The 6,378-nt window shown below is 64.8% G+C and carries 8 protein-coding genes and 1 tRNA gene; 5 read left to right on the top strand and 4 right to left on the bottom strand.

Annotated features, from left to right (window positions below; all coding sequences use genetic code 11):
* Nucleotides 1-540: Hpt domain-containing protein (locus ACFFWD_RS00820; RefSeq protein ID WP_376960454.1), on the bottom strand; the 540-nt coding region annotated here is incomplete at its 3' end.
* Between the two features lie 190 nt (nt 541-730).
* Nucleotides 731-1,378, bottom strand: coding sequence for a histidine phosphotransferase ChpT (chpT, locus tag ACFFWD_RS00815; protein ID WP_376960452.1), 648 nt, complete (start codon nt 1,376-1,378; stop codon nt 731-733).
* A gap of 139 nt (nt 1,379-1,517) precedes the next feature.
* On the opposite strand from chpT, the gene cysQ reads away from it, so the two are divergent.
* Nucleotides 1,518-2,345 carry a 3'(2'),5'-bisphosphate nucleotidase CysQ gene (gene cysQ, locus ACFFWD_RS00810; protein ID WP_376960450.1) on the top strand — a complete coding sequence of 276 codons (828 nt, stop codon included), beginning with the start codon at nt 1,518-1,520 and terminating at the stop codon, nt 2,343-2,345.
* Here the strand turns inward: cysQ and ACFFWD_RS00805 are convergent, their stop codons facing one another.
* Entirely contained in the window at nt 2,346-2,810 is a 465-nt protein-coding gene (locus ACFFWD_RS00805; protein ID WP_376960448.1) for a YHS domain-containing (seleno)protein, read from the bottom strand.
* Nucleotides 2,811-2,963: 153 nt separating this feature from the next.
* Here ACFFWD_RS00805 and ACFFWD_RS00800 point away from each other — a divergent pair, with 153 nt between their 5' ends.
* The 4 genes from ACFFWD_RS00800 (at nt 2,964) to ACFFWD_RS00785 (ending at nt 5,823) form a co-directional block, all read left to right on the top strand.
* Entirely contained in the window at nt 2,964-3,569 is a 606-nt protein-coding gene (locus ACFFWD_RS00800; protein WP_376960447.1) for a DUF1134 domain-containing protein, read from the top strand.
* A gap of 142 nt (nt 3,570-3,711) precedes the next feature.
* A complete protein-coding gene (locus ACFFWD_RS00795; protein WP_376960445.1) occupies nt 3,712-4,995 on the top strand; it encodes a coiled-coil domain-containing protein in 1,284 nt (427 codons plus the stop codon).
* Nucleotides 4,996-5,121: 126 nt separating this feature from the next.
* Nucleotides 5,122-5,196 (top strand) — tRNA-Val (locus tag ACFFWD_RS00790).
* 495 nt (nt 5,197-5,691) lie between these two features.
* A complete protein-coding gene (locus ACFFWD_RS00785; protein ID WP_376960443.1) occupies nt 5,692-5,823 on the top strand; it encodes a hypothetical protein in 132 nt (43 codons plus the stop codon).
* Nucleotides 5,824-5,857: 34 nt separating this feature from the next.
* Here ACFFWD_RS00785 and ACFFWD_RS00780 read toward each other — a convergent pair whose 3' ends face one another.
* On the bottom strand, nt 5,858-6,274 hold the full coding sequence (locus ACFFWD_RS00780) for a hypothetical protein (protein WP_376960441.1): 417 nt from the start codon (nt 6,272-6,274) through the stop codon (nt 5,858-5,860).
* Nucleotides 6,275-6,378 lie beyond the last annotated feature (104 nt).

Below are 6,378 nucleotides of genomic sequence, written 5' to 3'. Positions count from 1 at the left end.
GTCGAGCGAGACCTCGCCCGGACGCAGCGGCCGCTCCAGGGTCTGCGCCACCAGCGTGCCCTCGGTCATCGCCGGCTGCACCGGCGGCGCGTCAACGACGGGCGCGGCGGCTTCTTCAGCCGACGCCGACGGCATCGACTGCGTCGAGCCTGGCATCGCCGCCATGCCGCGCTCGACCATGGCTTCCAACTGATCGATCAGGTCGCGATCGTTGCCCTCGGGCTCGGCCTCGGTGGCCTCGAGCCCGGCCAGGATCTCCTTGATGCGGTCGATCGACGACAGGATCAGCGTCACCGCTTCCGCGGTGACCGGCATGCCGTCGCGGAATTTGCCCATCAGGGTCTCGCCGGCATGGGCCAGCGCCTCGAGCCGCGGCAGGCCGAGGAAACCGCAGGTGCCCTTGATGGTGTGCACCAGGCGGAAGATGTTATCGAGGATCTTCGCGTTGTTGGGGTCCTGCTCGAACCGCACCAACTGATTGTCGACCGTGTCGAGGCTCTCGCTGGTTTCGGTTAAAAACTCCCGCAACAAATCATCCATGAAACTGGCCTCGAACGCAGCGGCACGCGACATCGACGCGCCTGACGGAACGGGGCCAGCTTCCCTGCAAACCGTTTAAGTTTGGTTGAGTAAATGGAAAAGAACGGGATCAACAAAGAGATAAGACCGCGCGATCAAATCGCGCGGCAAATTGTAACCGTTGATTAACCATGTTTCGGCGGCGCAGCCGTCAGGCGGCGGCGACAACCACCGTCTCGCCTACGAGCGCGAGCGTCACCTGCAAGCCGCAGGCCTGCGCCAGCAACCTCGTGTAGTGCGGCTGCACCGCGTGGGCATCCACCGTGTTCGACGACGCGCCGTTGAGCAGGTCGACGATGTTCTGCGGCACACGGGCATTGAGGCCGGCCGCCGTGATGCGGAAGCTCATGGCCTCGCCTTCCCCGACCGGATCGATGGTGAGCGTGCCGCCGCGCGGGATCGTCTGCTGGGCGACGACGAGCATGTTCAACAACAGCTTCACCCGGTTCTTCGGCAGCAGGAGCCGCGGCAAATTCCACGTCAGCGTGATCTTGCCGTCCTCGATGTGCCCTTTCGCCATCGTCTGCGCGTCACCGAGGTCGATCTGCGCACCGGAGGAACCGGCCGCGCCGAACGCCAGGCGGCAGAACTGCAGCCGTGCCGAGGCGGTCTTGGCGCTCTTGCGGATCAGATCGAGCGCGAATTCGCGATCTTCGGGCTTCGGATTGTCGTCAAGGACCTCAAGCCCATTGACGATCGCGCCGACCGGGCTGATGAGATCGTGGCAAACGCGCGAACACAGCAGCGCCGCGAGTTCGAGTGCATCGGGAGCGGGACCGGGAGACGAAGTGCCAGACATAGATTGTTCCTGGAAAGCCGCACGCCGCAGAAGGAGTGCGAATCACGCATGCCTGACGGCTTGATACACTGCGAAGACGCATGCTGCCAGCTTGCGGCGAGACTGATAAGGGAGGACGAACAGGATATGAGACCCGCCCATGAATGAGGCACAGCCCCCGATCGTCGGCTGCGACGATGCCGCCACGCTGCTCGAACCGCTCACCGAACTGGTGATCCGGGCCGGCGCGGCCATTCTTGCGGTCAACCGCTCCGCCATGAGGGTCGACGGCAAGAGCGACGGATCGCCGGTCACCGAGGCCGATCTGGCCGCCGATCACATCATCGTTGAAGGCCTGGCGCGGCTGGCGCCGCGGATTTCGCTGCTATCGGAAGAGCGCGCCCATCTGGCGAACCCACCCTACAAGGAGAGCTTTTTCCTGATCGATCCACTCGACGGCACCAAGGAGTTTGTCGCCGGCCGCAACGAGTTCACCGTCAATGTGGCGCTGGTGACGCATGGCGCGCCGCTACTCGGGATCGTTGCCGCGCCGGCGCTCGGATTGATCTGGCGCGGCATCGTCGGCAGGGGCGCCGAGCGCCTGACCCTGCACAATGGCGCGGTCGCGCGCGCGGCGCCAATCAAGACCCGCCCTTGCCCGCCACGGGGACAGCCCTGGATCGTCGCGGTGAGCCGCTCGCATGGCGACGACCGCACCGAAGGCTTCATCGCCGCGCGCGGCGGCGCCGAACGCTCTGTGCTGGGGTCGGCCGTGAAGTTCGGCCGGGTCGCCGAGGGCGAGGTCGATATCTATCCGCGTCTCTCGCCGACCTGCGAATGGGATGTCGCGGCAGGCCATGCGGTGGTCACCGCTGCCGGCGGCAAGGTCACCGATTCAAACGGCGCAGCGCTGCATTTCGGCCTCGGCCGGAAGGACTTCATCGTGCCGGAGTTCATCGCCTGGGGCGACCCGGCAGCCGCAGCCTGACTACTGCACCAGGTTCTCTTCCAGCTCCGGCCAGCGCGCGCGGGCGTCCTTGAGGAAGCGTGCCGGATCGGCGGCAAAGGCATCGCGGCTCGCTTCGCGGCTGAACAGATAGAGCCGCTGCCCGGCGATCACCCAGAAGCGGGGATTTCCGGCGCAAGTCACGCCGCGCACGAGATCCGTCGGATCGTACCCGCCGAACTGCGGACCGTAGATTTCGGGGTGGGCGGTGAAGGACGCGCGGTTGCCATCATTGCGGAAACGCCAGACCGCACCGCCCTTGGCGACCTCGAACTCGGGCCGACCCTGGGTGGCCGCCGACTCCGTGAAATAGGCGACAGGATCGAACCCCTCGATGGCGAGGCCGGAATAGCGGTTCACCACCACCCGCTCGGTGGTGGTGGCGCGCGCGGTCAGACCAGGCCAGATCGTCGCTAAAATGCCCGCCAACAGGCCGAAAAAGGCCATCCCGAGGCGACAACCATATCTTTCCTGCCGTTGTGCCGTCATAGTTGGTACCGATAACATCCGAGTCGAGGGGATACTGGACGCAACCTAGAGCCGTGCTTGTTGGCGTCAGGTTAAGGGCCGCGTCCAGAATTTCGATACCAGGGGTTCTTTATGACTTTCGCATCACGCCTCGCTGCGGTCGCGCTCGCCGCACTGATGTGCTGGACCGTGCAGGCAGCGGCGCAGCAGCCCCCGCCGCCGCAATATCCGCCGCCGCAGCGTGAACCGACCCCGTATACCTACGGGCCCGACGAACTGGTCGGCGCCGGGCACAAGTTCTTCGGCAACGTCTCGCGTGGGCTCGCCTCGGTCATCGAGCGCGCGGTCAGCCAATGGGGCCTGCCGAACGGTTACGTGCTGGGCGAGGAAGGCTCCGGCGCCTTTGTCGCCGGCCTCCGCTACGGCGAAGGCACCCTCTACACCAAGAACGCCGGCGACCTCCGAGTCTACTGGCAGGGCCCGTCCGTCGGCTTTGACTGGGGCGGCGACGGCGCGCGCACCATGACGTTGGTCTATAACCTGCCCTCGACCCAGGCGATCTATCAGCGCTTCGTCGGCATCGACGGCTCCGCCTACATCGTCGGTGGTTTCGGCATGACCGCGCTCACCGCCAACAACATCGTGCTGGTGCCGATCCGCTCCGGCATCGGCTTGCGGCTCGGAGCCAATGTCGGCTACCTCAAATACACCCCGCGCGCGACCTGGAACCCGTTCTAGTTCGTCCACGCTGGCAGGTGATTTGCTCCCGCCAGGGCGGCACGCTTAGCGATGCACGTTAACGCGTCTCAGGGCTGGCCTTTGGCCGGCCCGCCGTGGCATTGTGATTAACAAATTCCTTCTTTCTGTGGAGTGAACCTTCATGATCGAACCGATCATGTATCTGGCGATCGGTTTCCTGGTCTCGATGCTGTTCGGCCTGATGATCGTCCCGCTGGTGCATAACCGCGCCGTGCGGCTGACCACCCGCCGCATGGAAGCGGCCACGCCGCTGTCGATGGCGGAAATCCAGGCCGACAAGGACCAGCTCCGCGCGGAATTCGCGATGTCGGCGCGCCGGCTCGAGATGAGCGTCGACCAGCTCAAGAACAAGACCACGAGCCAGCTCGCCGAGCTCGGCAAGAAGACCGACGCGATTAACCGCATGAAGATCGAGCTCGGCGAGAAGAACGCCACAATCTTCGCGCTGGAGGCGCGTGAGAAGGCGATGAAGGAGCAGCTTCGCGCCACCGAGGAGGAATTCGCGGCCAAGACCGAATTGCTGCGGACCGCCGAGCACGCGTTGGCCGACAAGCAGAGCGAGCTCGGCAAGATCAACGCCGAGCTCAACGACCGCTCCATGACGGCCGACAGCCGCCAGGTCGAGCTCGTCGCGGTGCGGACCCAGGTCGAGGAGTTGAAGAACCGCGTCGGCGACGCCGAGAAGGAATTCACAGCAACGCAGGCCCGCTTGGCCCACGAGCGCCACGAGTCGGAAGTCGCAACCCGCGATCTGACCGATGCGCGCGGCCGGGTCGAGAATCTGAGCCAGCGTGTCACCGATCTGGACCGGCAGCTCATCGTCCAGGTCAAGGAAGCCGAAATGCTCGGCAACCGCGTCAACGATCTGGAATCGCGGCTCGCGACCCAGGGCAAGCTTTTGGCTGAGCGCGAGTTCGAGAACGCCCAGCTCAAGCAGGCCAATGACGTGGCCGAGCGGACGATGAAGGAACTGCGCGAGGAGATCGCCGCGACGAACGGCGGCCGGTCGCCCGCGGTCGAGAAGCTGCGCCAGGAGAAGGCCGCCGCCGAGGAGCAGCTTCGCATCGCCCGCGACGAGCGCACCAAGCTGCAGCGCGACATCAACGCGATCCAGCAGCAGGCCGAGAGCTCGTGGGCGACCGAGCGCATGGAGAACGCGCTGCTGCGCGAGCGCATCAACGACATCGCCGCCGAGGTTGCCAAGCTCGCGATCCAGCTCGAAGGGCCGAATTCGGCGATCGAGGCCATCCTGGCGGCGGAACCCGCCGTACCGGCCAAAGCGGCCGCAAAGCCCGCCAACGGCGCCACTCCGGGCAGCGCCATGCCTGAGGGCGGCGGCACGCTGGCCGAACGCATCCGGGCGCTGCAATCGCACGCCTCCCGGGCCCGCCAGCAGGGGGCTTGATCTGTCATCCCCGAAGGGCGCGGCTTAGACTTGACACCCCTACCCGGCACTTCGTAAATCGCGGGCTCTGATGAAGCGCCTTTTTCGACCGGCCGCCGACCAGCGGCCTTTCGCACGTCAAATCCCGGACGCATAGCTCAGCGGGAGAGCGTTCCCTTCACACGGGAGAGGTCCAAGGTTCGATCCCTTGTGCGTCCACCATTAGACACTTAAATTCAATTACTTAGCGGCCGTTTTCCCTTGGAGCATGCCCCAAAAGAGCTAGGGCACAATGAGGGCACATCAGATTGCGGTTGCCAAAAATCCCTCTGCCATGCCCCCTCACCTGCCGCCGCAATCCCGACGACGTGCTGACCCATTACGGGAAGCCATTCGTGTCGGCAGCATCGCAATGCGACACGGACCAGTGGAGCAGGAGAGTCCCGTCGTCTCTGCGAGGAGAGCGCCTCACCACCAAATTGGGGAAGTACGGCAGGTGAACTCATAGCGGCGGAATTTCGATTCTTCGGCGTGCGGCGGCGGGACCTTGCGCTTGCCCAGCCCACTACTAAACGGGCGGTAGATAGCGCCCCTCAATGGTGGCCAGCTTCACCCACACCTTCGCGCCCTAGCGAGCGCCAGGAGTCGCTCCAGGCGCGGATCCCAGGCGGGATCGCGAGCGCTGTCCGCAAGTCCGAAGCCTCGAAACACCAGACGATGTCCGTCGGCCAGAAGCAGCTCTGCCAGGCGCTCACGTCCTTCGACGCCACCGGATATTTCCAAGTGCAGGCCCAGCTGAAGAGCGGCCTTAAGGGACTCGGCAAGGGAAGCGGGATCGTCGAGGGTTAGCGTCAAACCCACGGCGCCTGATCGGCGCCACTCCTCAAGAACGGAGCTCCGTCGGGTCGCCCTTGAAGAAGGCGGGCTGCACCAAGACCAACCTCGTGATCGTGCAGTCGGACACGGCGCCTTCCAGCTGTTCCAAAGAGCCGTCGATGACCGGCGCGTCGCGCCTCACCGCTCGTCGGAAGGCGTGGACCTCGCAGTCGATCCTCATGGAGCGCCTCGCCCAAGAGCGCAGCCGGTAGGGCGCCCGCCCGGCCGCAGCTGACGTGCAAAAGCAGGTCCTCGATGGCGGCGCGGAAAGACCCTCCAGCTTCTGCTCAACCCCACGACGGGTGACGTCCCGCTGCGCGTCCGGGCAATGGCGCTTCCCCAGCATGATCTCGCCAATAGCGTCGGATCCTAAGATGGAATGCTCGCGCGTCGTTGGAAATACGAGCCCGCTCAAGATGCTCATTTGCTTATTTCCTCAAGCCATCAGTCTTAGTTGCGGAAAAACAAGGTCGGTGTTCCCAAGGAAGTTAAGACGCACGAATATCCTTCCGATTCCGCCAGGTCGGA

Source organism: Bradyrhizobium erythrophlei (assembly GCF_042430365.1).
Classification (GTDB): Bacteria; Pseudomonadota; Alphaproteobacteria; order Rhizobiales; family Xanthobacteraceae; genus Bradyrhizobium; species Bradyrhizobium erythrophlei.
This window is presented reverse-complemented; position numbering and strand designations above follow the sequence as displayed.